24 protein-coding genes are annotated in these 23521 nt (G+C 62.0%); 11 read left to right on the plus strand and 13 right to left on the minus strand.

The annotated features are described in order from the left end of the window. Positions 1-20 precede the first annotated feature (20 nt). Positions 21-1031, minus strand: coding sequence for an iron ABC transporter substrate-binding protein (locus ACFJIU_RS29650; protein ID WP_379066044.1), 1011 nt, complete (start codon positions 1029-1031; stop codon positions 21-23). A gap of 763 nt (positions 1032-1794) precedes the next feature. On the opposite strand from ACFJIU_RS29650, the gene ACFJIU_RS29655 reads away from it, so the two are divergent. Both ACFJIU_RS29655 and ACFJIU_RS29660 read left to right on the plus strand, forming a co-directional pair. After that, on the plus strand, positions 1795-2937 hold the full coding sequence (locus ACFJIU_RS29655) for an efflux RND transporter periplasmic adaptor subunit (protein WP_379066047.1): 1143 nt from the start codon (positions 1795-1797) through the stop codon (positions 2935-2937). A gap of 96 nt (positions 2938-3033) precedes the next feature. Further along, a complete protein-coding gene (locus ACFJIU_RS29660; RefSeq protein WP_379066050.1) occupies positions 3034-6198 on the plus strand; it encodes an efflux RND transporter permease subunit in 3165 nt (1054 codons plus the stop codon). A 70-nt stretch (positions 6199-6268) separates the two neighbouring features. Here ACFJIU_RS29660 and ACFJIU_RS29665 read toward each other — a convergent pair whose 3' ends face one another. Both ACFJIU_RS29665 and ACFJIU_RS29670 read right to left on the minus strand, forming a co-directional pair. Then, positions 6269-6721: a hypothetical protein gene (locus tag ACFJIU_RS29665; protein WP_379066053.1), complete on the minus strand. Its 453-nt coding sequence runs from the start codon at positions 6719-6721 to the stop codon at positions 6269-6271. A 15-nt stretch (positions 6722-6736) separates the two neighbouring features. Beyond that, a complete protein-coding gene (locus ACFJIU_RS29670) occupies positions 6737-7234 on the minus strand; it encodes an NAD-dependent epimerase/dehydratase family protein (protein WP_379066056.1) in 498 nt (165 codons plus the stop codon). A 96-nt stretch (positions 7235-7330) separates the two neighbouring features. On the opposite strand from ACFJIU_RS29670, the gene ACFJIU_RS29675 reads away from it, so the two are divergent. Continuing rightward, entirely contained in the window at positions 7331-8218 is an 888-nt protein-coding gene (locus tag ACFJIU_RS29675) for a LysR family transcriptional regulator (RefSeq protein ID WP_379066059.1), read from the plus strand. Here ACFJIU_RS29675 and ACFJIU_RS29680 read toward each other — a convergent pair. The 3 genes from ACFJIU_RS29680 to ACFJIU_RS29690 all read right to left on the minus strand — a co-directional run bounded on the left by ACFJIU_RS29680 (position 8203) and on the right by ACFJIU_RS29690 (position 10648). Beyond that, complete coding sequence (locus ACFJIU_RS29680) at positions 8203-9381, minus strand: MFS transporter (protein WP_379066062.1); 1179 nt, start codon at positions 9379-9381, stop codon at positions 8203-8205. The genes ACFJIU_RS29675 and ACFJIU_RS29680 overlap by 16 nt on opposite strands. 137 nt (positions 9382-9518) lie before the next feature. Next, positions 9519-9827 (minus strand): DUF1244 domain-containing protein, encoded by a 309-nt coding sequence (locus ACFJIU_RS29685; protein WP_379066065.1) that lies wholly within the window; start codon positions 9825-9827, stop codon positions 9519-9521. Between the two features lie 23 nt (positions 9828-9850). Continuing rightward, the gene (locus tag ACFJIU_RS29690; RefSeq protein WP_379066068.1) at positions 9851-10648 is read right to left on the minus strand and encodes an N-formylglutamate amidohydrolase; all 798 of its coding nucleotides are present in this window, start codon (positions 10646-10648) and stop codon (positions 9851-9853) included. 246 nt (positions 10649-10894) lie between these two features. On the opposite strand from ACFJIU_RS29690, the gene ACFJIU_RS29695 reads away from it, so the two are divergent. Both ACFJIU_RS29695 and pyk read left to right on the plus strand, forming a co-directional pair. Beyond that, a complete protein-coding gene (locus tag ACFJIU_RS29695) occupies positions 10895-11392 on the plus strand; it encodes a DUF1036 domain-containing protein (RefSeq protein ID WP_379066071.1) in 498 nt (165 codons plus the stop codon). Beyond that, entirely contained in the window at positions 11389-12819 is a 1431-nt protein-coding gene (pyk, locus tag ACFJIU_RS29700; RefSeq protein ID WP_379066075.1) for a pyruvate kinase, read from the plus strand. The genes ACFJIU_RS29695 and pyk overlap by 4 nt, the downstream gene beginning before the upstream one ends. Before the next feature lie 111 nt (positions 12820-12930). Here pyk and ACFJIU_RS29705 read toward each other — a convergent pair whose 3' ends face one another. The 5 genes from ACFJIU_RS29705 to ACFJIU_RS29725 all read right to left on the minus strand — a co-directional run bounded on the left by ACFJIU_RS29705 (position 12931) and on the right by ACFJIU_RS29725 (position 15716). Then, positions 12931-13512, minus strand: coding sequence for a tetratricopeptide repeat protein (locus ACFJIU_RS29705; RefSeq protein ID WP_379066078.1), 582 nt, complete (start codon positions 13510-13512; stop codon positions 12931-12933). 89 nt (positions 13513-13601) lie between these two features. Next, a complete protein-coding gene (gene ykgO / locus ACFJIU_RS29710) occupies positions 13602-13727 on the minus strand; it encodes a type B 50S ribosomal protein L36 (RefSeq protein ID WP_040974291.1) in 126 nt (41 codons plus the stop codon). A 132-nt stretch (positions 13728-13859) separates the two neighbouring features. Then, positions 13860-14876 (minus strand): 5-(carboxyamino)imidazole ribonucleotide synthase, encoded by a 1017-nt coding sequence (locus tag ACFJIU_RS29715; protein ID WP_379073270.1) that lies wholly within the window; start codon positions 14874-14876, stop codon positions 13860-13862. A gap of 59 nt (positions 14877-14935) precedes the next feature. Beyond that, positions 14936-15400, minus strand: coding sequence for a 5-(carboxyamino)imidazole ribonucleotide mutase (gene purE, locus ACFJIU_RS29720; RefSeq protein WP_379073271.1), 465 nt, complete (start codon positions 15398-15400; stop codon positions 14936-14938). Between the two features lie 112 nt (positions 15401-15512). Then, positions 15513-15716, minus strand: a complete 204-nt coding sequence (locus ACFJIU_RS29725) for a YdcH family protein (RefSeq protein WP_024922779.1) — start codon at positions 15714-15716, stop codon at positions 15513-15515. 231 nt (positions 15717-15947) lie between these two features. On the opposite strand from ACFJIU_RS29725, the gene ACFJIU_RS29730 reads away from it, so the two are divergent. The 4 genes from ACFJIU_RS29730 (at position 15948) to ACFJIU_RS29745 (ending at position 18763) form a co-directional block, all read left to right on the plus strand. Continuing rightward, complete coding sequence (locus tag ACFJIU_RS29730; protein ID WP_129412865.1) at positions 15948-16127, plus strand: YdcH family protein; 180 nt, start codon at positions 15948-15950, stop codon at positions 16125-16127. Between the two features lie 251 nt (positions 16128-16378). Beyond that, the gene (gene ispG, locus ACFJIU_RS29735; protein WP_379066081.1) at positions 16379-17632 is read left to right on the plus strand and encodes a flavodoxin-dependent (E)-4-hydroxy-3-methylbut-2-enyl-diphosphate synthase; all 1254 of its coding nucleotides are present in this window, start codon (positions 16379-16381) and stop codon (positions 17630-17632) included. A gap of 5 nt (positions 17633-17637) precedes the next feature. Beyond that, the gene (locus tag ACFJIU_RS29740) at positions 17638-18501 is read left to right on the plus strand and encodes a lytic transglycosylase domain-containing protein (protein WP_379066084.1); all 864 of its coding nucleotides are present in this window, start codon (positions 17638-17640) and stop codon (positions 18499-18501) included. Between the two features lies 1 nt (position 18502). Beyond that, entirely contained in the window at positions 18503-18763 is a 261-nt protein-coding gene (locus ACFJIU_RS29745) for a hypothetical protein (protein ID WP_379066087.1), read from the plus strand. A 92-nt stretch (positions 18764-18855) separates the two neighbouring features. Here the strand turns inward: ACFJIU_RS29745 and ACFJIU_RS29750 are convergent, their stop codons facing one another. Together ACFJIU_RS29750 and ACFJIU_RS29755 are read right to left on the minus strand one after the other, a co-directional pair. Further along, complete coding sequence (locus ACFJIU_RS29750) at positions 18856-21186, minus strand: response regulator (protein ID WP_379066090.1); 2331 nt, start codon at positions 21184-21186, stop codon at positions 18856-18858. Positions 21187-21267: 81 nt separating this feature from the next. After that, positions 21268-22185, minus strand: coding sequence for a polyprenyl synthetase family protein (locus tag ACFJIU_RS29755; RefSeq protein WP_379073272.1), 918 nt, complete (start codon positions 22183-22185; stop codon positions 21268-21270). A gap of 82 nt (positions 22186-22267) precedes the next feature. Here ACFJIU_RS29755 and ACFJIU_RS29760 point away from each other — a divergent pair, with 82 nt between their 5' ends. Together ACFJIU_RS29760 and rpmF are read left to right on the plus strand one after the other, a co-directional pair. Beyond that, positions 22268-23026, plus strand: a complete 759-nt coding sequence (locus tag ACFJIU_RS29760) for a biosynthetic peptidoglycan transglycosylase (protein WP_379073273.1) — start codon at positions 22268-22270, stop codon at positions 23024-23026. Positions 23027-23271: 245 nt separating this feature from the next. Beyond that, positions 23272-23454: a 50S ribosomal protein L32 gene (rpmF, locus tag ACFJIU_RS29765; protein ID WP_129412871.1), complete on the plus strand. Its 183-nt coding sequence runs from the start codon at positions 23272-23274 to the stop codon at positions 23452-23454. Positions 23455-23521: the final 67 nt, after the last annotated feature.

Below are 23521 nucleotides of genomic sequence, written 5' to 3' on the forward strand. Positions count from 1 at the left end.
CTTATTAGGATGAATGCCGGCTAAAGCAAGCCAGCAGCCGTCATCAAATCGGTCACCTTCTTGGAGTTGAGTTTCTGCGGGTCGATCTTTGGCGCCTGCAGGTCGGCCAGCGGTACGAGCTTGGTGTTCGATTCCGCACCATTGCCGACGGCATATTCGAAAGAGGTACCGGTTTTCAGGATGTCCTGGCCACCCTTGCCGGCGAGCCACTTCACGAAAGCCTGGGCTTCCTTGGCATGCTTGGACGAGGCCAGTACGCCGGCACCTGAAACCGAGACGAAAGCGCCCGGATCCTGGTTCTTGAAGTAATACTGGACGACGTTCTTGCTGTTCTCGCCGGTCTTATTCTGATCGCCGAAATAGTAATAGTGATAGATGACGCCACCATCGACCTGGCCGGCATTCACCGCCTTGAGCACCGTGCTGTTGCCCTTGAACGGCTTGAAGTTCTCCTTCATGGCCTTGAGCCAGGTGGCGGTTGCTTCTTCGCCCTTGAGTTCGAGCAGCGCCGAAACGATTGCCTGGAAGTCGGCCCCGGATGGCGAAGCACCCCAGCGGCCTTTCCAATCGGCGCCAGCGAGGTCGAGCAGCGACTTCGGCAGCTGGTCTTCCTTCAGTTTGTCCTTGTTGTAGACAAAGACGGTGCTGCGTGCCGCGATGCCGACCCACTTGCCGTCGGATGGGCGATACTGTTCCGGCACCAGCGCCAGCGTATCGGCTTCAATCGGAGCAAACAGGCCGGCTGCATCGACCAGCGCCATGGCCGGCGAATTCTCGGTGAGGAATACGTCGGCGGGCGAAGCCTTGCCTTCCGCCACGATCTGGTTGGAGAACTCGCTGTCGCCGCCATTGCGCAGCGTCACCTTGATGCCGGTCTCCTTGGTGAAGGCTTCAGCCCATTCCTTGGCCAGGCTTTCATGCTGGGCGTTGTAGACGACGATGCCGTCGCCGTCCGCGGCCATGGCCGGGAACACGGCAACGCTGATCGACAGTGCGGCAGCACCCGCCAGCATCGAAAGAATGGACTTCATCAAGGTCTCCTCGGTTGGGTGATCCAGTGTCAGGAGCAGCTATCGATACATGATCAACCGAGTCAAGATTTTATCAAATGAAACGGCTGCGGCATGTCGCCCGGCACGGCTGCCACTTAAAATTACACCGGTGGGTGCATCATCCTGACACTTGCTGCCAGACTTTTGGGACACCTGGTTCCGGCAAGCGGTGGAGCGCATCGGATTTCGGTTGCGCAATTGCTTGCTGACAGAAGCCGTCGCTGCCCGATGCTATCCGACGCGTTGTTTTTGCGGACAGATTGCCAAAACGGCGTTTGCGGGAACGCCGGGGGAGCGGCGATATTCAGGCCGGTATAGAATTCTGCATAGATTTCAAATGATTGCGAGGGCAGCAAGGAATCTGAAAGGCGATCCGGCAGGGGCATCGCTGACGACTGATTCGTGCTAGGGCGCTTTGTCCGCCAGGCAAGGGTCCAGTGGGTCTCGACTGCCTGACGATGGTTGCTGCCCATGGTCGGCAATGTGGCGACGGGCATCGAAATTTCTTTTCGCGTCGCAGTGAAAGCCCAGCCGATTTTTGCGAAAACCACGATTTGATCGTGTCGAAACGACTCCAAACCGTCGATCGTCCCTATTTTTACCACTGTCTAATAAGAGCGATTCATGTAGAAAGCGCGCTCCGCCGATCACGGTAAATTGAAGATCGCACCACGCATTCCCATATCGAGTTCGCGCCGACCGGAGACGCGGCGGGGGTTCACGTTTTGCCGGATGGATGACGATGCCGAAGATGAGGTTTCACAAGGTCGCAGCGATTGTGGTGCTTGTTGGCTTTGCGGCGTGGATGGGTACTGGACATTTCTCGTCTGTGGGTAGCGCTGCCGCGGAACAGCCCAAGACCGCGGCCAAGCCGGAACCTGCAGAGCAGAAAGCATCGCTGCGTATCGTCAAGGTGGTGACACCGCCGCGCAGCGAACATGCCCGGGCCATCCGCATTTCGGGTGTCACCGAAGCCGACAAGCGTGCCGTGCTCGCGACACGTGTGGCCGGCATCATCAGCGAACTGCCGGTCAAGCAGGGCGATCACGTCAAGCTCGGCGATACCGTGCTGATGCTCGATGCCGAAGAGAAGATCTCGGCGGTCGAGAATGCCCGCCAGTTGAAGGGTCAGCGCCAAGCGGAGCTCGATGCCGCCGAACGGTTGGCCAAGACTGGAAATCTTGCCAAGCTGCAGCTCGACAGCGCCCGCTCTGCACTGGCACTGGCGACGTCGCAGCTTTCTGCTGCCGAGTCTGAACTCACCCGCAAGGAGGTGAAGGCACCGTTCGATGGTGTCATCGACCGCGTACCGGTGGAACTCGGCAGCGCCGTGCCCCTGGGTGGCGAGGTGGCCACCATCCTCAGCCTTGATCCGGTGATCGCTCGCGGCGAAGTCAGCGAACGTGACCTCGGCTATCTCAAGATCGGCGACAAGGCCAATGTGCGGCTGGTGAGCGGCCAGGTCGCCGAAGGCACCGTCCGCTACATCAGCCGTGACGCTTCCGCTGCCACCCGCACCTTCCGTGTCGAGATCGCCATTCCGAATGCGGACGGTGCCATCCCGGCCGGCATGACCGCCGAAATCACGCTGTCGGCCAAACCGACCGATGCGGTCATGCTGCCGCGCTCGGTCGTGACACTCGGCAAGAAGGGCGACCTGGGCATTCGCGCTGTCGACAAGGAAAACAAGGTCATGTTCTTTCCGATCGACCTCGTTGACGACATGCCAGGTGGTCTCGTGCTTGGCGGTATTCCAACGGATGCGCGCATCATCGTCGCCGGCCAGGAGCTGGTGACGGAAGGCGATATCGTGCAGCCGGTCGCGGCTGATCCACAGGAAATCAAGAAACTGGTTGGCGACAATGCCGCTGGCGGGACGCTCTAACTCTTTGTTTTTACGCAATTCCGAGTGGGAAACCGTTACATATTTTTCCGGGAATTGCTCTAGCCGTCATATCGAATCCAAATTCGGGATCTGCCCATGGATATCGTCAAGCTTGCCATCCAGAATGCGCGGCTGACCATTTCGGTGCTGCTGTTCCTGCTCCTTGCAGGCGCCGTCGCGTATATGTCCGTGCCCAAGGAAGCCGAGCCGGACGTTCCGATCCCGATGATGTACGTCTCCCTGGTCTATCAGGGCATTTCGCCCGAAGACTCGGAGCGGCTGCTGCTGAGGCCGGTCGAGACCAAGCTCAAGAGCCTCAAGGGGCTGAAGGAAATGCGCTCGGCCGCCTATCAGGGTGGCGGCTACGTGCTGGTCGAATTCGACCCGTCGACCAATCTTGCACAGGCGTTGCAGGACACGCGATCCAAGGTGCAGGACGCCAAGGCGGACTTACCCCAGGCGGCCGAAGAGCCGACCGTCAACGAAGTCAATATTTCCGAATTCCCGGTTCTGGTCGTCACCTTGTCCGGCAATGTGCCTGAGCGAGTGCTGGCCAAGGCCGCGCGCGAATTGCGCGACCGCATCGAGGAAGTTCCCGGCGTGCTGGAAGGCACGCTGCAGGGCTCGCGCGACGATCTCGTCGAAGTTGTCGTCGATCCGGTCAAGCTTTCTTCCTACGGACTGCAGCTCGACCAGCTGATGCAGGGCGTCGGCCAGTCCAACAGCCTGGTTGCCGCGGGCAACATTGAAGGTTCGGAAGGCAAATACGCGGTCAAGGTGCCGTCGCTCATCGAAACGCCGGAGGATGTCGCCAACCTGCCCGTTGTGGCGCGGCCGAACGCAGTGGTGCAGGCCAAGGATGTCGCCTCCATCCGCTCGACCTTCAAGGACGCCGAGACCATTACCCGCCTGGACGGCAAGCCGGCCATCGCCATCGAAGTGAAGAAGCGCATCGGCGCCAACATCGTCGAGACGATCGAGGGCGCCAAGAGGGTCGCCAACGAGTTCGTCAAGATCGCGCCGGCTGGCATGGAAGTCACCTATACGCAGGACAAATCCGTCTTCGTGAAGCAGTTGCTGAACGATCTGCAGAACCATGTGCTGATCGCAGTCATCCTGGTCTTCATCGTCATCCTCTACGCACTTTCCGGTCGCGCCTCGTTGCTCATCGGCCTGGCGATTCCCTCATCCTTCCTGATCGGCATCCTGCTGCTGGCGCTCATGGGCTACACGATCAACATGATCGTGCTGTTCAGCCTGATCCTGGCGGTCGGCATGCTGGTGGACGATGCCATCATCGTCACCGAATTCGCCGAAAGGCGCATGACCGAAGGCATGCCGAAGGAGGAGGCCTTCGCTCTGGCCGCCAAGCGCATGGCCGGCCCGGTCATCGCTGCTACCATGACGCGTATCGCCGCCTTCTCGCCGCTGCTGTTCTGGCCAGGGATCATCGGCGACTTCATGAAGTACCTGCCGATCACGCTGATCGTCACGCTGGCTGCGTCCATGCTCTATGCCCTCGTGTTCACGCCAACGCTTGGTGCGATCTTCGCCAAGGCTGAGGTCCACAGTGAGGAGGAGCGCAAGGACGGTGCCTACATGGCGGTCGTGCGCAAGGCGGTGCAGTATCCGAAGACGGTTCTGGTGATGACCGTCGTGCTGCTGGTCGGTATTCAGGTCGGCTATTCCAAATATGGTGCCGGTGTCGAGTTCTTCCCAAATGTCGAACCGGATTATGGCCTGCTGTATGTGCACGCTCGTGGCAACCTCTCGCTTGCCGAAATGGACGCCGCGACACGCACCGCGGAGGAAAAGCTTCTTGGCTGGCCGGGCGTGAAGTCCGTCTATACGCGGGTAGGCAAGACACGAGGTGGTGGCGCAGACGTTCCCGAGGATGTCGTCGGCGTCATCCAGTATGAATTCGTCGACTGGCGCGAGCGCAAGGCCGCGAACCAGATCCTCGACGATCTGCGCAAGGCAACCGCTGGCATTCCGGGCGTCGATGTCGAAGTGCGCGTGCCCGAGGCTGGCCCGCCAACCGGCAAGCCGATCCAGGTGCGTATTTCGGCTGTCGATCCGGCCGGCATCGATAAGGTGGCACGCGATGTCGCTGCACATATCGCCAAGGTCCCCAATGTCATCGACGTCACGGATGGCCTGCCGCCGCCCGGCATCGACTGGGCCCTTGAGGTCGACCGCAGCAAGGCCGCGCAATACGGCGTCAACCCGACCTCGGTCGGCACTGTCGTGCAACTCGTCACCAACGGGCTGAAGCTCAGCGAATACCGCCCGGCCGGTGCCGACAAGGCGGTCGATATACGTCTGCGTCTGCCTGAGGATCGGCGGACACTGTCGACGCTGGACGAACTGCGCGTGCAGACCAGCCAGGGCTCGGTGCCGATCGCCAATTTCGTCATCCGCAAGCCGGAACCAAGTGTCGGCACGCTGAACCGTATCGATGGCGCCCGCACCGTGGTGGTTCAGGCAAACGTCGCGGCGGGAGCGCAGGTCGCGGTCGTGCAGGCGGAGGTGACCAAGACGATCGCCGACATGGGCCTTCCCGACAACTTCCGCTGGAAACTTGCCGGCTCCAATGAGGACAGTGCGGAAGCGAGCGCGTTCCTGTCCAAGGCATTCGGCGCCGCCATCTTCCTGATCTTCCTGGTGCTGCTGGCGCAGTTCAACAAGTTCACATCGGTCTTGCTGGTGCTGTCTTGCGTGGTCATGGCGACGATCGGCGTGTTCCTCGGACTGATGATGACCGGCCAGCCGTTCGGCATCGTCATGTCGGGCATCGGCGTGATCGCTCTGGCCGGCGTGGTGGTGAACAACAACATCGTGCTGATCGACACCTACGACCGGTTGCGTGAAGAAGGCTGGGACAAGACGGAAGCGGTGCTGCAGACCTGCCGCGAACGCGCCCGTCCGGTGGTGCTGACCGCCGTGTCGGCGATCCTCGGCGTGCTGCCGATCGCGTTTGGTCTCGGCCTTGAGATCTTCCACCACGAGACGACGATCAATGCACCGTCGACGCAATGGTGGATTTCGCTGTCGTCGGCGATCGTGTTCGGTCTGTCCTTCGCAACGCTGCTGACGCTGGTGGTGACGCCGGCCATGCTGATGGTGTTCACCCGTGCCAAGCGCAAGCCTGGCCAGCGCAGCTGGCTTGGGCGGCTGTTCCGCCGGGGCAAGGTCGCCGCTTCCAACGACGACGCGCCGGATCTCGGTGCAGCGGGGGCGTTGCCCAAGGCTGCAGAGTAGAATCATCGTTATGATGTGAAGAAGGCCGCCGGGTCGACCCGGCGGCCTTTTGTTTGTCGTTGCAGGGCCGTTATGCAGCTTCCTTCTGTGCCGCGAGACTTGCGACAGGGATGCCCAGATCGGTCAGCGCCTCGGCAACGGCGCGGTCGAGCGGCGTGTGCGGGATTGGCCCGATGACATCCTCCAGGCGGTTTGACGCCAGCCGGTGTGGCTCGAAGCGCAGGTATGACATCTGCAGCATCGCCTTCCACATCGGCATGAACGGTGCGCCGATCTTGAACACCCACCAGGGCAGCGATGACATCGCAAGCTTGTGGCCCACGGCTCGCTCGAGAGCAGCCTTCATCTGCAGGTCGGTGATGGCGTGACCCGGGAAATGGAAGGTCTCATAGTAGCCCAGTTGATCCTGTCGGTCCGCCAGTTCGACAAAGGCGGCGGCGAGATCGGGCAGATATGCCCATTCATGCACGATATCGGTCGGGCCGGCGGCGGTGTAGACGCCCTTCTGGATCTTTGAGGCCATGCCCAGGTCAAACCATCAGCCGGTGCCTGTGCCGCCGAAGAAATCGCCGGCCCGCAACAGGATGGTGCGCAGGCGTCCGGCGTCCGCTTCGGTGCGCAGCAGGGTTTCCAGTGCCACGCGAATACGACCCTTTTCAGTCGTCGGATTGAACGGCGTATCCTCGGTGATGATTTCCGGAAGCGGCGAACCGTAGTTGTAGATGGTGCCGGGGAAGAGCAGGAGGGCGCCATTGGCCTCGCAGGCGGCAACCACATTCTCGGCCATCGGCAGAACACTGCTCCAGTCGGAATAGACCGGGCTCAGGCCGTGGAAGATGATATCGACGCCGGCCGTGGCGCGCACCAGAGCCTCGCGGTCGAGCGCATTGGCGGCGATGCCGCTGGCGCCAGCGAGATCGGCCGGCAGCCTGCCGCTGCGGGTGATGCCGCGAACGTCATAGCCGGCCTGGATGAATGCCTTGCCGATAGCGCGGCCGAGCCGTCCGTTGGCGCCGAGGATTGCGATACTGGTCATGTCGGATCTCCTTGTCGGTGTTGCGATGTCCCTATTTTGCCCTTTCACTGGCGAATGGAAATTGACTGTTTTCGGCTTTGTGATATTCATTTTTGAATGAAAGACATCGACTGGAATTTGATCAAAAGTTTTGTTGCGGTGGCTGAAACCGGCAGTCTGTCGGCTGCGGCGAGAAAGCTCTCCTCGAGCCAGCCGACGCTTGGACGCCACATCTCGGAGCTTGAACAGGCGCTGGATGTGACGCTGTTCCGGCGTGGCCGGCAGGGGCACGAACTCACCGAGGCAGGCGCGATTCTTTACGAGAGAGGCCAGGCGGTCGCCGAACAGGTAACGGCTTTTTCCCTGTTGGCATTGGGCTCTGTCGAGGCGGTCGAGGGAACTGTGCGGATCTCGGCCAGCGAGGTGGTGGCGGCGTTCGTCCTGCCTGAAATCATCGCTAGGCTCGGTCTTGAGGAACCGGGCATCGAGATCGAGGTAGCGGCTTCCAACCAGGTCGAGAACCTGCTGCGCCGCGACGCCGATATCGCCATTCGCATGGTTCGGCCCATGCAGAACGAGCTGGTGGCGCGCAAGGTTACCGACATTGCGCTGTGCGCCTGTGCCGCCACCACCTATATCGAACGGCGCGGCCGACCCGAATCCGTCGCTGATATCGTCAACCACGACATTGTCGGTTTCGACCGTGACGACGGCATCATCCGCGGTTTCGCTGCCGCAGGCATTCCACTGGACCGCAGTGCCTTCCGCTTCCGCTGCGACAACCAGATCGTGCATTGGCAAGCGGTGCGCGCCGGCAACGGTATCGGTTTCACGCAGCGGCCCCTGGTCGATCGGGACCCAAATGTGGAACCCTTGCTGCCTGATCTCGCGCTGCCGGCTCTACCGGTTTGGCTCGCCATGCACCGCGATGTGCGCGGCTCGCTGCGCATCCGCCGCGTCGTGGATTTCCTGCACGAAGCGCTGAAGCGCTATTCCGCCGGCTGAGCGACGAAATCAGCGGCGTGGGCGAGGTTGGACATCAGGAAGACCGCTGCCAGGAACCCGGACAGCACCACAAAGACCGCTGTAAAGCCGACATGCTCGGCAACGAAGCCGATCAGCGACGGCGCCAGCAAAATGCCCGAATAACCCATGGTCGTGACCACGCTCATGCCTGTGCCGGATGCCATGCCGGGCTGATTGCCACCGGCTGAAAAGGCGATCGGAACCATATTGGCGATGCCCAGCCCGGCAAAAGCGAAGGCGGCGATTGCCAGCCATGGCCACGGCGAAAGGGCTGCCACCAATATGCCGGAAGCCGCGATCAGCGAGCAGACGCGTAGCGTCGTTACCGCACCGAACCGGTTGCGCACACCATCGCCAGCGAAGCGCATTGTGGCCATGGCACCCGAGAACAATGCGTAGGCGAGGCCGGCGGTAGCGAGATCGGCGCCAAGCTCCTGATTCAGATAGAGAGCGGCCCAGTCCAGCACGGCGCCTTCCGGCACCATGGTGATCAAGGCCATCAGGCCGATCAGATAGATGCCGGGGCTCTTCGGGAATGTGAACTTGTGATGTTCCTCATGGGCCAGTTTCTTGGGATCGCTGACCAGATAGCCGGCGGTCAAGACAAGCAGCACGATGGCAATAATGGTGACGCCGACGGCGTGTGTCAGATGGCCATAGTTCTGGATGACAAGTCCGCCGATGCCGCCACCGGCGAAGCCGCCGAGGCTCCAGAAACCGTGCGAGGAGGACATGACCGCGCGCGAAAGGCGGCGCTCAACCGAGACGGCGTTTGCATTCATGGCCACATCCATGCCGCCGACCAGTCCTCCGAACAGGAACAGGGCGGCAGCCGCCAATGGCAGGCTGGGGGCCAGCGCCACCAGAAGCAGGCCAAACACGGCCACGCTGGCAAAACCGCGAACGACGGCGCGCGAGCCATGTTTCGACATGAGGTAGCCGGACAGTGGCATGAAGACCAGCGCGCCGAGGCCGAACAGCAGGATCAGAACGCCGAGCGTGAACTTGCTGATGTCCAGGCGGGTCAGGAAAACCGGGATCTGCGGAGCCCAGCTGCCGGTCAGGAAGCCGTTGATGAAGAACATCGCTGCCACAGCCCAGCGACCGCGCGCGGCATCTTGCAGGGAGGAAACTGCGGTCATGGCGATGGCTCGAACAAGAATTGGAACGATTCAATCGTTAGATCGATTCAAAGTCATCGTCAAGCAATTAAGGCGATCGAACCATCCGAGAAGGAGGCCGCGAGCTGCAGGAAGGGCGTGTCTGCCGCCCGCGTGCCTCAGTGATCTTTCGGGCGATTGGCCGCGAAGGCAGCCTTCTGGGCATCCGATGCCTCGGTCTGATGGCGCGCCTGCCACTCGCCATAGGGCATGCCGTAGACGATCTCGCGGGACTGGTCCTTGGAGAGTGCGACGCCTTCCGCCTCCGCTGCCTCGCGGTACCAGTTGGACAGGCAGTTGCGACAGAAACCGGCGAGATTCATCAGGTCGATGTTCTGGACGTCGCTGCGTTCGCGCAGATGCTCGACCAGCCGACGGAAGGCCGCAGCCTCGAAATCGCGCTGCTGTTCGTCGCTCAGATCGGTCATGGCGGTGCCCTCGTGTTGGCGCTTCACAGTGGTCCGGTGCGCGAACCGAATATCTTCACAGCGTGTATATCGGAATGGCGGTTGATCGCGTCAACGATGGGAGCCAGCCTTTCCGCCCATGCGAGCGCACCTTTGGTGTCGGCAATCAGATCCTGCCGTATCTCAATCAAGGCATGTGCGAAGCCATTGACGATGGCATGGCGAAACATGGTGTCGCCGCGCAGGGCGCCGTCATACGGTTCATTGTCGCCGACCACGAGATCCTTGTCTGCAGCGAGCGCTTCGATGAGTGCGCGCGGCGCACGATCATCGAGATCCCACAAGACGCCGACGTGCCAAGGCCTGGCGCGGCCCTGCATGACCGGAGTGAAGGAATGAACAGAGAAGATGAACGGCGCGCGCCCGGACTTCTGGGCCACCGAGGCGACAACGGCAGCGACAGCGTCATGATAAGGGCGGTAGAACCGCTCCAGCCGCCTTTCGCGCTCTTCGGCCGGCATCGGATAATTGCCCGGAACGATGGTGCCGTCATAAAGCTGGCGGATCAGCGTCGGGTCGTCTTCGCCGCGATTGGGGTCGATCAGCAGGCGTGAAAAATTGGCGAGCACTGCCGGCACACCAAGCAATGAGGCCAATTCGCGCGTTACGGCTTCAACGCCGATATCATAGGCGATGTGGCGCTCGAATTCGGCGGCCGGCAGGCCGAGCGCTCCATACTCCTCCGGCAGTTCGCGTCGCGCATGGTCTGCCACCAGCACGATGCCGCGACTGCGATCGCCCTCGATCAGATCAAATGGCGCAAAAACTGTGGATCGGGTCATGGCACGGGGAAAATCAAGCGGTGGCGTCTCGGAGCGGGATGGTAACGTGATCCCATGAAGCGGAAGTCCGCGCAATGCCGTTGTTTGGTCAAGGTTTTTGCGAAAAACTTTCATCCTCCGGCATAGCATGCGCCGGCTTGCCAATTAAATCGATTGGATTCACAGTGGGGCGCGCGTTGACATGCGCCCGGACATCTTCGAAAAGGGCGCCTGATCATGCAAGTTTCACTCAGCGAGGGGTCTCGAATGGCATCCGCCAGCCGGCAGCGTACGCGAAAGGGCCTCGCCCTCTTGCTGCCGCTGTTTGCCCTGTTCGCGGCGCCTCTGGTGATGGCCTCTCCGGCCATGGCCGATTTCCGTGTCTGTAATGCCACGCAGAATCTGGTCGGCGTCGGCATCGGCTATCGTGCCAAGACCGGCTGGATCACCGAAGGTTGGTGGCACATCGAAGGTTCGACCTGCAAGACGCTGATCGAAGGGCCGCTGTCATCGAGGTTTTACTATCTCTATGCAGAAGATGCCGAGCGCGGCGGTCGTTGGGATGGTCCGATCTCGATGTGTGTTGCCGAGAAGGAATTCAAGATTGCCGGCGTAACCGATTGCGTCGCCCGGGGCTTCCAGCGCGCCGGATTCCAGGAATACGACACAGGCGAGCAGGCGAGTTGGATGGTCCAGCTGACCGAGCAGCCCACTGCGGATGGCACCCCGGCCGCTCCGCCAAGCAACGGTCAGAACAATCAATGAGACGTAGCCGCAAGGTCAAGATCCTAGCCACCATCGGTCCTGCTTCCTCCGATGAAGCGATGCTGAAGAAGCTCTTCGAAGCAGGTGCGGATGTGTTCCGCATCAACATGAGCCATTCCGATCATGACCTGATGCGCACACTTGTTGGTCGCATCCGCTCGGTAGAGGCCGCAGTCGGTCGTCCGATCGGCATCCTGGCCGATCTGCAGGGGCCGAAGCTGCGCGTCGGCAAATTCGCCAACGGCAAGGAAGAACTGAAAGTTGGCCAGACCTTCACCCTGGACGACAATCCGGAGCTCGGTGATTCCAGGCGTGTCCATCTGCCGCATCCCGAAATCCTGCGCTCGGTCGCCGTTGGCGACCGGCTGCTGATCGATGACGGCAAGGTCGAACTGAAGGCCGTGAAGGTTGATGGCCATTCGATCGTCGCCACCGTGGTGGTCGGTACCAAGATTTCCGACAAGAAGGGCGTGTCGCTGCCGGACACCGAGCTGCCGGTCGGTGCGCTCACCGAGAAGGATCGTGCCGATCTCGACGCGGTCCTGGCCGCCGGCGTCGACTGGGTAGCGCTTTCTTTCATCCAGCGTCCGGAGGACCTCGCCGAGGCACGCAAGATCGCGCGTGGCCGGGCGCTGCTGCTTTCCAAGATCGAGAAACCGCAGGCCGTGGCGCGGCTGGCCGAGATCATCGAGCTGTCGGATGCGCTGATGGTGGCGCGCGGCGACCTCGGCGTCGAATTGCCGCTGGAGGCTGTGCCGGGCATCCAGAAGCAGATCACCCGCGCGGCGCGCCGCGCCGGCAAGCCGGTGGTGGTGGCGACGCAGATGCTGGAATCGATGATCTCCGCGCCGGTGCCGACCCGCGCCGAGGTGTCGGACGTCGCGACCGCCGTGTTCGAGGGCGCCGATGCGATCATGCTGTCGGCTGAATCCGCAGCAGGGTCCTATCCGGTCGAAGCGGTGGCGACCATGAACCGCATCGCCGAACGTGTCGAACGCGACCCGACCTATGCCGGCATCATCAATGCCCAGCGCTCCGAGCCGGAGGCGACAGGTGCCGATGCCATCTCGCTGGCGGCACGCGAGATTGCCGAGACGCTGAAACTGTCGGCGATCGTGACCTACACGGCTTCCGGCACGACGGGCCTGCGAGCTGCCCGCGAACGGCCGCAGGTGCCGATCATCGCGCTGTCGCCGATCCTTGCCACGGCCCGGCGCCTCTCGTTGCTATGGGGCACGCATTGCGTGGTTTCGGAAGATGCAACCGATCTCGACGACATGGTCGATCGTGCCTGCCGCATCGCTTCGGAGCAGGGCTTCGGCAAGGCGGGTGACCGCATCATCATCACCGCGGGCGTACCGCTGAGAACCCCCGGCTCCACCAACATGCTGCGGATCGCCTATCTCGGGGCAGATGGGAAGCAGTAAGATCAGGGGGGAATGAGGGAATAGGGCAGTAAACACTTTGCCGTGTATGGGCGCCAGGCTAACTCACTGCCCTACTGCCCTACTGCCCTACTGCCCTACTGCCCTACTGCCCTAGATCGCCTCTCCAGCCAGTTCCTCCGACAGCTTCGACACCTGGTCCTGCGCATTGCGCAGCATCGGGTAGAGGTCGAGCACCTTCTGCCAGGCATCGAGCGCGGCCTGCTTGCGTCCGGTCTCGGTCATGATCTGCGCCATCCCCGACAGGGCGCCGAAATGACGGGGTTCCAGTTCCAGCGTCTGCTCGATATCGACCATCGACTTGGCATAGTTCTTCATCAGGAAATGCGCGGTGGCGCGGCGGTTCCAGCCCTCCGCATATTTGGGCTGCAGCGTCACCACCTGGTCGAGGAAGTCGAGCGCGACGTCGAACTTCTTGTCTTCGATCGCTTTCTGCGACCATTGCATCATCAGGTCGACCGAGGCGCTGCCGGACCGGCTCCATTCGTTCCAGATCCGGCCGGCAACGAGTTCGGCCGATTTCGGACTGCGCGCATGCTTGAGGTCGGTGAAAAGCTGGTCGATGCGCTGTTCGCGCGTCTGTGCTACCGCAGGTTTGACACCGTCGTCGGCAGCAATGGCTGGCAGCGAAAAAGAGAGGGAAAGAGCCGTACAAACGGCGAATAACGTCCGCATTCCCGGATTCTATCTCCGGGATGCCGGACGTTCAAACTGAATCTGAATTCAGCATCATCATGCAGCGCTCAATACGCGCCACAGCAGGATCAGCCCTGGCGCGCCTTGTAGCGCGGAGCGGTCTTGTTGATGATGTAGATGCGGCCCTTGCGGCGAACCAGGCGGTTGTCACGGTGACGCGCCTTGAGCGCCTTGAGCGAATTCTTGATCTTCATGGTCTTGCCCGTCGGTATGAGCCCGGTTTCGGGCTGAACTTTAAAGGCGCGCCCGAAGACGCGCCCTGTTGCGATCGGCTCATACCGAGGTGCCCGGTACATGTCAACCTTGCAGGCGGCTTGATCACGCTTTCAGCCGGCAAATGGGCGGATGCGGGTGAAGTGCCCCATCTTGCGTCCGGGCCGGGCCTCGGCCTTGCCGTAGAGATGCAGCATCAGGTCCGGCTCCGCCAGCAATGCCGGCACCTGGTCGACATCGTGGCCGATCAGGTTCTGCATGACGCAATCCGAGTGCCGGCCGGCATCGCCGAGCGGCAAACCGGCAACGGCGCGGATATGCTGCTCGAACTGGGAAACCGTGCAGGCCGCCTCGGTCCAGTGACCTGAATTGTGCACGCGAGGCGCCATCTCGTTGGCGAGCAGGCTGCCGTCGGGGAGCACGAAGAATTCGATGCCTATGACGCCGACATAGTCGAGCGCGGTGATGATCGCCATTGCCGCCTGCTTGGCCGCATCCGCCGTGGCGATCGAAATGCCGGAAGGCACCGTCGAGCTGTGGAGAATGCCGTCGCGATGGACGTTGCGGGCCGGATCGTAGACAGCAAGGGCGCCATCGGTGCCGCGCGCCGCGATGATGGAGATTTCGTAGTCGAAGCCGATCAACGCTTCCAGGATCAAGGGGACATTGCCCATCGCCTTGTGGGTGCCCTCGACGTCCGTGACGCCGCGCAGCACGCGCTGACCCTTGCCGTCGTAACCGAGGCGCCGCGTCTTGAGCACGCCGCTGTTGCCGAAGGCGTCGAGCGCGGCGGCAAGATCGGCATCATTGTCGACGGCGCGGAAGGCGGCGGTGGCGACGCCGATATCATTGAGGAATTGCTTTTCGATCACGCGGTCCTGGGCCACCCGTAGGGCTCGTGCCGAGGGCCGTACCGGTCGCGTCGCTGAAAGCCTCTCGGCAGCCGCAACCGGAACGTTCTCGAACTCGTAGGTCACGACCGTGCAGGCTGCTGCAAGTTCGGCAAGGGCCGCCGGGTCGTCGTAGGCGGCAACGATTTGCCGGTTCGCGACCTGGGCGGCCGGGCAGTCCGGCTGCGGTTCGAGAATGACGGTCTGGTAGCCGAGTTTCGCTGCGGCCATCGCCAGCATGCGGCCAAGCTGGCCGCCGCCGATGATGCCGATGATGGAGCCTGCGGGAAGAGCTGCGGTCACGGCTGGTCTACCGGCTCCTCGGCGACCCTGGCGGTCTGGCCGGCGCGCCAGCCATCAAGCCGTTCGGCCAGGGCCTTGTCATAGAGGGCGAGCACGGCAGCGGCCAGCAGCGCGGCGTTTGCCGCGCCGGCCTTGCCGATGGCCAGTGTGCCGACAGGGATGCCCGCAGGCATCTGTACGATGGAAAGCAGCGAATCCTGCCCCGACAGCGCTTTCGATTCCACCGGTACACCGAAGACTGGCAGCGAAGTCATCGCAGCGGTCATGCCAGGCAGGTGCGCCGCCCCACCGGCTCCGGCGATGATCACTTTGTAGCCTGCCGCCTTGGCGCCGTTGGCGAACTGGTATAGCCGGTCCGGGGTGCGATGGGCCGAGACGATCAGCGCCTTGTGCGGGATCTCCAGCACCTCCAGCAATTCCGCGGCGTGACGCATGGTCGCCCAGTCGGACTGGCTACCCATGATGATGGCGACATCGGCTTTATGCTCGGCCAAGCTGCTCTCCCCGGAGGCAAAGTGGCGAGGTAGCGGAATTTGCCTTGTGGAGCAAGGATTGCGGTGGCGCCGGATACGCTCAGGCGATGATATCGGGAATGATGCGGTCTTCGAGCGCGCTCAGCCGATCCTTGAGCGCCAGCTTCTTCTTCTTCATGCGTTGCACCTGCAGAGGATCGCAACCGGTGGCGATCATCGCATTGATGGCCGCGTCGAAATCGGCATGTTCCTGTTTCAAGCGTGCAAACTCGAGACGAATCTCGGCCTGTTCCTGTTCCGACATATCCACCGTTCTGCTGGCTCCGGCGCCCATGCGCGCCTGATGGGCGGGGTCCGCCAGCCTTCGCCAGCGGCGCGCACGCATTATCACATTTCACGACGCGGTGGAATGCTACCACATGCCATTCGACAAGGCGAAGCAATGGTGGCACACTGTCATTTGGCCGTCACGCGGGCGTCCGCGGTGGACGTCGTGCGTCGGTCGCTGGCAGGAATATGAAAGGGAGAACCATTCATGTCTCTAGCGTCCCATCTTGAAGAGCTTCAACGGAAACACAGCGACATCGAACGTGAGATCGATGACGCGCTGCTGCATCCGTCGGTGGACGATCTCGAAATCGTGTGCCTCAAGCGACGCAAGCTGGCCATTAAGGACGAAATGGAAAAACTGAGGGGCAGACCCTCGACTCACTAAATCAGTCCCCAATAGGCGCAAATGCTCCCGGCGGCGCGCAGCCGCCGGCCAGGGACCTTTTAAGTATCTCGCTCGGCATTGCTTCGGAGGATCGTGGTTTCACCCCGATCTTTCTCGTTCGCTGCCGCGTCGTGAGTGCCGGAATCTGTTTGTGCGCGTCGATTTGACAGGCTGCGCTTGAGCTTGCCATTGACAAGGCTGTGTTGCTCCTCCACCTCATGCCCGGACGCATTTCTCATGAGGCGACCGGCATGACCGGGTATTTTTCCTCCCCATTTCCGCGCCGGCAGTCGGTCGGCGTCGACGTCGGCGGCGTGATCGTCGGCGGTTCCGCGCCTGTCGTCGTGCAGTCGATGACCAATACCGACACGGCTGATATCGACCAGACGGTGGCCCAGGTTGCGGCACTTCATCGCGCCGGCTCGGAGATTGTGCGGATCACCGTCGACCGCGACGAAAGTGCCGCTGCGGTGCCGAAAATCCGCGAACGGCTGGAGCGGCTGGGCGTCAATGTGCCACTGGTCGGCGACTTCCACTACATCGGCCACAAGCTGCTGGCCGATCATCCGGCCTGTGCCGAGGCGCTGGCAAAATATCGCATCAACCCTGGCAATGTCGGCTTCAAGGACAAGAAAGACAAACAGTTCGCCGAGATCGTCGAAACGGCGATCCGCTACGACAAGCCGGTTCGCATTGGCGTCAACTGGGGGTCTCTCGACCAGGAACTGTTGACCCGACTGATGGACGAGAACCAGGAAAAGGGCTCGCCGCTGACGGCGAACCAGGTCATGCGCGAGGCGATCGTGCAGTCGGCAATCCTGTCGGCGGAGCTTGCCGAGGAAATCGGGCTTGGCCGAGAGAAGATTATCCTGTCGGCTAAAGTCAGCGGCGTGCAGGATCTGATTGCCGTCTACACCATGCTTGCCACCCGTTCCGATCATGCGCTGCATCTCGGGCTTACCGAGGCCGGCATGGGGTCGAAGGGCATCGTCGCTTCATCGGCGGCCATGGGCATCCTGCTGCAGCAGGGCATCGGCGACACGATCCGCATTTCGCTGACGCCGGAACCCGGAGGCGATCGCACCCGTGAGGTGCAGGTGTCGCAGGAACTTCTGCAGACCATGGGGTTCCGCCAGTTCGTGCCGATCGTGGCGGCTTGCCCCGGCTGCGGTCGCACCACGTCGACCGTCTTCCAGGAGCTCGCGCAGTCGATCCAGGAGGACCTGCGCAAGAACATGCCGATCTGGCGCGAGAAGTATCCTGGCGTCGAAGAACTGAAGGTCGCGGTGATGGGCTGCATCGTCAATGGCCCTGGCGAATCCAAACATGCCGATATCGGCATTTCGCTACCGGGCACCGGCGAGACGCCGAGCGCGCCGGTGTTCGTCGACGGACGCAAGGCAGCGACCTTGCGCGGACCCAATATCGCCGCCGATTTCGAGAAAATGGTCGCTGACTATATCGAACAACGGTTCGGCAGCCACGGCCAGGCGGCGGCAGAATAGCAGCGATGCGGCGTGCTGCCGGTCTTGCCTTGCTTGTTCTGCTCGCACTGCCGGCGGTGTCGCCGGCAAAGGCTGATCCTCCTCATACGCATTCGGCCCAGAAGCGCCTGATCGAACGCGTTTGCGACCTGATCGAAGTGCATGCGACCGAACAGGGGCTGCCGAAGGATTTCTTCGCACGGTTGATCTGGAAGGAAAGCCGTTTCGATCCAAACGCGGTCAGCCCCGTGGGCGCTGAAGGCATTGCCCAATTCATGCCGGGCACCGCAAAGATGCGCGGCCTTGTCAATTCTTTCGACATCGAGCAGGCGATACCGGCTTCCGCCAGATATCTGTCGGAGCTCAAATCCGGCTTCGGCAATCTCGGGCTGGCCGCCGCGGCCTACAACGCCGGTGAAAACCGGGTGGCGCGCTGGCTGGCTTCCGGAGGGTTCCTGCCGCTGGAAACGGAAGAGTATGTGCTCGACGTCATGGGCGAGCCGGCCGACAAGTTCTCAGACAAGACCTATGCCGGGGTGGTGCTGCCCCTCGACGCCAGGCAGCGGAATTTCTCGATCGCCTGCCGGCGGTTGCCGGTGAGCAAGGCAACGACGGTGCCGATGGCCGCGGTGCATGTGAAACCATGGGGCGTGCAGGTGGCGGGCAATTTCCGACGTTCCGCCGCCGTGCGGCAATGGCAAAGGGTGCAGGCGCGGTTTCCGGCCGTGCTTGCCGATGTCGAACCCGTCGTCAGCCGCGTGCGGACCCCGATGGGGCGACGGGGCGTCTATGCCGTGCGCATCGGCGCCGACGATCGCAAGGCGGCGAACGCGATCTGCGACAAACTGCACAGCGTTGGCGGCGCCTGCATCGTGCTGAGGAACAGATAAGTTGAGCAAGGAACCTCCCGCTGAAGATCCGCTCGTAATCGTACCGGTACCGGCTCTTGTGGCGGTGTTGCTCGCCATGGAGGAGAAGAAGGGTTCACCACTGACACAGGCAGAGGTGTTGCGTATTCGCGATGACGCTCATTCTATTGTGATGCCTGCCTCAATTGTTCGTGAACTTGCGGCGGAACGAGGCTACACCGATATTGATCCCGAAAATGCTTGGGAAGAGTGGGGTCAGTTCCGCAGCGGGCTCCAATCATAACCGAACGCTGCCTCCCGGGGACGCTCCTTTCCCCGATTGGTTTTGCCGATATTCCCGTCTTTCCAGTTGGCTACCTGAACCAAGGGGCCGTGTCAGGCGGTCTTGGCCACCGTTTCGCTGAGCCATGTGCCGATCTTGGCGCCGAGCCGATCCGGCGAGACCGGCTTGGCCAGGTAGTCATCCATGCCGGCTTCGATGCACTTGTCGCGATCGCCCTTCAAGGCATGTGCGGTTACGCCGATAATCGGCGTGCGGGTGCCGTTGGCCGCTTCGATCTGGCGGATGGCGCGTGTTGCTTCGTAGCCGTTCAGTTCCGGCATCGAGACATCCATCAGGATCAGCTTGGGATTGAGCGTCTTGTACATCTCCACGGCGGTGCGCCCGTTGGCAGCGATGCGGTAGTTCAAGCCCAGTCCGTTCAGGATCTGCCCGAAGACCATCTGGTTCACCTCATTGTCCTCGGCGATCAGGATATCGAGCGGACGGGCGGGATTGGCGATGGCTTCCGGCTTAGGCGCCGGAGCGGGCGTACCACGAATGACCGTGAAAGCCGGTTGCGCGGGTGCCGTGGCATGCACCGGCTCGCGCACGAAATGCGCTCTGCCGGCCTGATTGCGAGCCTTCTGGATGACGGAAATGACGTTTCCAAGCAGCACGGCCGAACGCGACGGCTTGGTGAGGTGCGCGGCGATGCCGAAGTCGAGGATGAGCTTGGCGAAGTCGATCTGGTCGACCGAGGTCAGCAGGATGACGGGAATGGAGGACAGCCGGCTGTCCGCCGCTATCGCCCTGGCAACGTCGGCGCCGTTCATGCCGGGCATCTGGTAGTCGAGGATGACGCAATCCACCGATGCGCCGAGCTGATGGGCACGATCGAGGAACGCAAGGCCGACCGCGCCGCTTTCCGCTGCCGCACAATCAAAACTCCAGCTGCGCAACTGCTCCAGCAGGATCTCGCGGTTGACCGGATTGTCATCGATGACGAGCACGCGCGCGCCAGTGACGTCGACAGGCACGATGTCTTCATTGCCGGTCGCTTCGTGAGCCGGAAGTGGTACTGCGAACCAGAACACCGAGCCGCGGCCGATTTCACTTTCGACGCCGATCTGGCCGCCCATCAGATCGACCAGGCGGGCGGCGATGGCCAAGCCCAGCCCCGTACCTTCGTGGCGCCGGGTCGAAGAGGAATCCACCTGGGCGAATTTCTCGAACACGTTCTGCAGCTTGTCGGCCGGGATACCGATTCCGGTATCCTCGACGCGGACCTTCATCTGAACGTGACCGTCCACGACTTCACCTGAAACGTCGACCAGCACATGGCCCTTCTCGGTGAACTTCACCGCATTGCCGAGCAGGTTGGTGATGATCTGACGGAAGCGACCGACGTCGCCGACGACATGATGCGGCAGGCGTGGATCGACCCGCACGATGAGTTCCAGGTTCTTCTCGGCGACCCGCGCCGAAACCAGCGTGGCGACATCTTCGACCGCCTCGGCGAGGCGGAAGGGTGCCGGGTCCAGCGTCAGCTGGCCGGCATTGATCTTGGAGAAGTCGAGAATGTCATTGATGATGGTGAGCAACGCGTTGCCGGACTTCACGATGACATCGGTGAAGGTTTTCTGGCGCGGATTGAGTTCGGTCTTGGCGAGCAGTTCGGCCATGCCGAGCACGCCATTCATCGGCGTGCGGATCTCATGGCTCATATTGGCCAGGAATTCCGATTTGGCGCGGTCGGCGGCCTCGGCCTTGAACAGCGATTCCGCCGTTTCCGTGAAAGCGCGGCGGATCGCCTTTTCCATCGGGCGGAAGATCCAGACGGCAACGGCGAGCAGCGCGGCGCAGAGCGACAGGCTCACCCACAGCAGAAGCCGATCGCTGCGTGCTTCCGCCATGCGGCGTTCGACGTCCATCGCGGTTCTGGCACGCGCCAGCATGGGTTGGGCGAACAGGTCGTTCTGGTTACGAATCTCGCGGTAGTTCCAGTCCGTTGCGCGCGTCGCTGCGATCATCAGGTCGAAGTTGCGCAGGATATCGCGGGCCGACCACAGCAGGTAACCGTTGACGGAGGCCGCGTTCAATTCGTCCTGCGTCGGTTTGGAAAGTTTCGGCGCGATGGCGGCAAGCTCGGCATTGAGCGATTCCATGCCTGCCTTGAGGCGTTGCGCATGGTCCTTGGCGGATTTGGCCAGCTCGAGACGTGTGCCCGGGCTCCAGGTGCTGACGGCTGTTTCGGCAAAACCGGTGGCGTTGTTGAGATCTCGAGCGAAGGTGACGATGTGGCCACTCAGCGCATCGATTTCGGCGCGATAGGAACCGGCGCGGTTCAGCGCGAAGATAGTGCCGGTAACGGCAACCGCCAGTATCAGCAGGCCGGAAAGATAACGAATCCGGATCGACCGGATGAAGGACGAATATTCAGGCATGCGTAACCCCAACCCATACGCATTTTAACGGCCGGGATTACGCTCTATTACCATTAAGATTTCGTTCCGGGCTGAGCGCTTTCAGTTGTTGCGGTTCGCGATGAACGCTGCGGCTGCCTTCAGCATCGAAGCCTGTGCGCCAAAAGGCTCAAGCAACGCGTGGGCCTGTTCGACAAGTCCCTTCAGCTGTTTGCGTGCCCAGGCCTCGCCGTGCAGGGCAACCAGCGTCCCCTTTCCTGCAGCGGCATCCTTGCCGGTCGCCTTGCCCATCGTTCCGGCATCGGCGGTCAGGTCGAGCAGATCGTCGGCAAGCTGAAAGGCGAGGCCGATAGCCGAACCGAATTCCGCCAATCGTTCGCGGTCGGCCGTGGAGGCCCCGGTCAGGATCGCACCTGCCTCGCAGGCGAAGCGGATGAGGGCGCCTGTTTTCATGGCCTGCAGGCGGATGATACCAGCTTCGTCCGGCGTGGATTTCTCCGCCTCGATATCGAGCATCTGGCCTCCGACCATGCCACCGGTTCCGGCGGCGCGCGCCAGCGCCAGCACAAGAGCGGCGCGGCGATCGGCAGGCAGGCCAAGCGCTTCGTCTGCCAGGGTGTCGAAGGCAAGCGTCAACAGCGCATCGCCGGCCAGGATCGCGGTGGCGTCGTCGAAAGCCTTGTGGACGGTCGGTTGACCACGGCGCAGGTCGTCATCGTCCATGGCTGGCAGATCATCGTGGATAAGCGAATAGCAGTGGACGCATTCGAGTGCGGTGGCCGTCGTCAGCGCCGGCGCCTCGTCATGGCCGGGCGCCAGGAGCGCCGCACTTTCCAGCACGAGAAAGGGGCGCAGGCGTTTGCCGCCATTCAGCACACCATGGCGCATTGCGGCGATCAGGCGCTGGGGGCGAACGATCTCTCCCGACAGCGGCTTGCCGTCGAGCAGCGTGCGCAGGCGTGCCTCGACCTGTTCGGCGCGCACGAGCAGGGCTGCCTCGAATGGAATATCGGTGTCCATAACCATGGCGGCGAGCGGTAGCCGACAGTCAGACGTTGCGCAAGAAGCCAAGCGCCTTTATGCGGGAGAGAGCTGTGACAGGATTGGGCGGGTGGCAGAGCCGATCATCGATCACGAGACCGAAGGGTTGGACATGGCGTCGCGACCGAGGGGCAGACGCGGTGATTACCAGCGCTGGCTTCGGCGAGTGTTGCGTATTGCCGTCGTGCTGGCCATCATTCCGGCCGTGCTGACTTTCCTCTACATGCCTTCCTTTGTGCATCCGGTCTCAACGCTGATGCTGAAGGACCTCGCGACATTCTCCGGCTACGACCGGCGCTGGGTGTCGATCGACGATGTGGCGCCTGTGCTCGCCAATTCCGTGATCATGTCGGAGGACGGCCAATTCTGTTTCCACAGGGGTGTCGACCTCGGCGAACTCAAGGGCGTTGTCGACGATGCCATGGCGGGCGAGATGACGCGGGGCGCTTCCACCATCACCATGCAGACCGTGAAGAACCTGTTCTTGTGGTCGCGGCCGCTGGGCACCGTGCGCAAGGTGATCGAACTGCCGCTTGCGGTCTATTTCGACGCATTGATGTCGAAACGGCGCATCATGGAGATCTACCTCAACATCGCGGAATGGGGTCCCGGCATCTATGGTATCGAGGCGGCCGCACGTTATCATTTCGGCGTTTCCGCCAAAAATCTGTCGCGTCGGCAGGCTGCCTTGCTGGCGGTCGCCCTACCCAATCCGATCACGCGCGATCCCGGTAAGCCCGGGCCAGGCCTGAGACGACTCGCCTCACTGATCGAACGCCGGGCGTCTCGCTCGGGCGCATATGTCGGGTGTCTCGATTAAGGTGATTTCGAAGAATCATCGCACTGGTCCTGGACCAGGGTCTCGCCTGGCGGATGGTTGGCTTTCGACAGGTCGCTGCGGTGGTTCTTCGAAATCACCTGAGCCGGTTCAAAAAAAGTCGCGGCAACACTGGCCAAAAGGCGATCAGCCGTGTATAGGCACGCCACTTTCTTCTAGAACTCGGCTGTACGCGGCCCTTTCACGAGGGCGTTGCGGGCCATTGACCGATCGAATGGAGCATATCCATGGCTGTGCCGAAACGAAAAACCTCTCCGTCCAAGCGCGGCATGCGCCGTTCTGCTGACGCTCTCAAGACCCCGACTTACGTCGAGGACAAGAATTCCGGCGAAATGCGCCGCCCGCACCACGTTGACCTGAAGACCGGCATGTATCGCGGCCGCCAGGTCCTGGAGCCGAAGGAAAGCTAAGCAGCTCTCCTTCTACGGGACGAATAAAAAGACCGGCCGCTGGCCGGTCTTTTTATGTTTGTGTCGC

Origin of the sequence: Mesorhizobium sp. UC74_2, assembly GCF_042701485.1 — a bacterium.
In the GTDB taxonomy this organism is placed as follows: Bacteria; Pseudomonadota; Alphaproteobacteria; order Rhizobiales; family Rhizobiaceae; genus Mesorhizobium.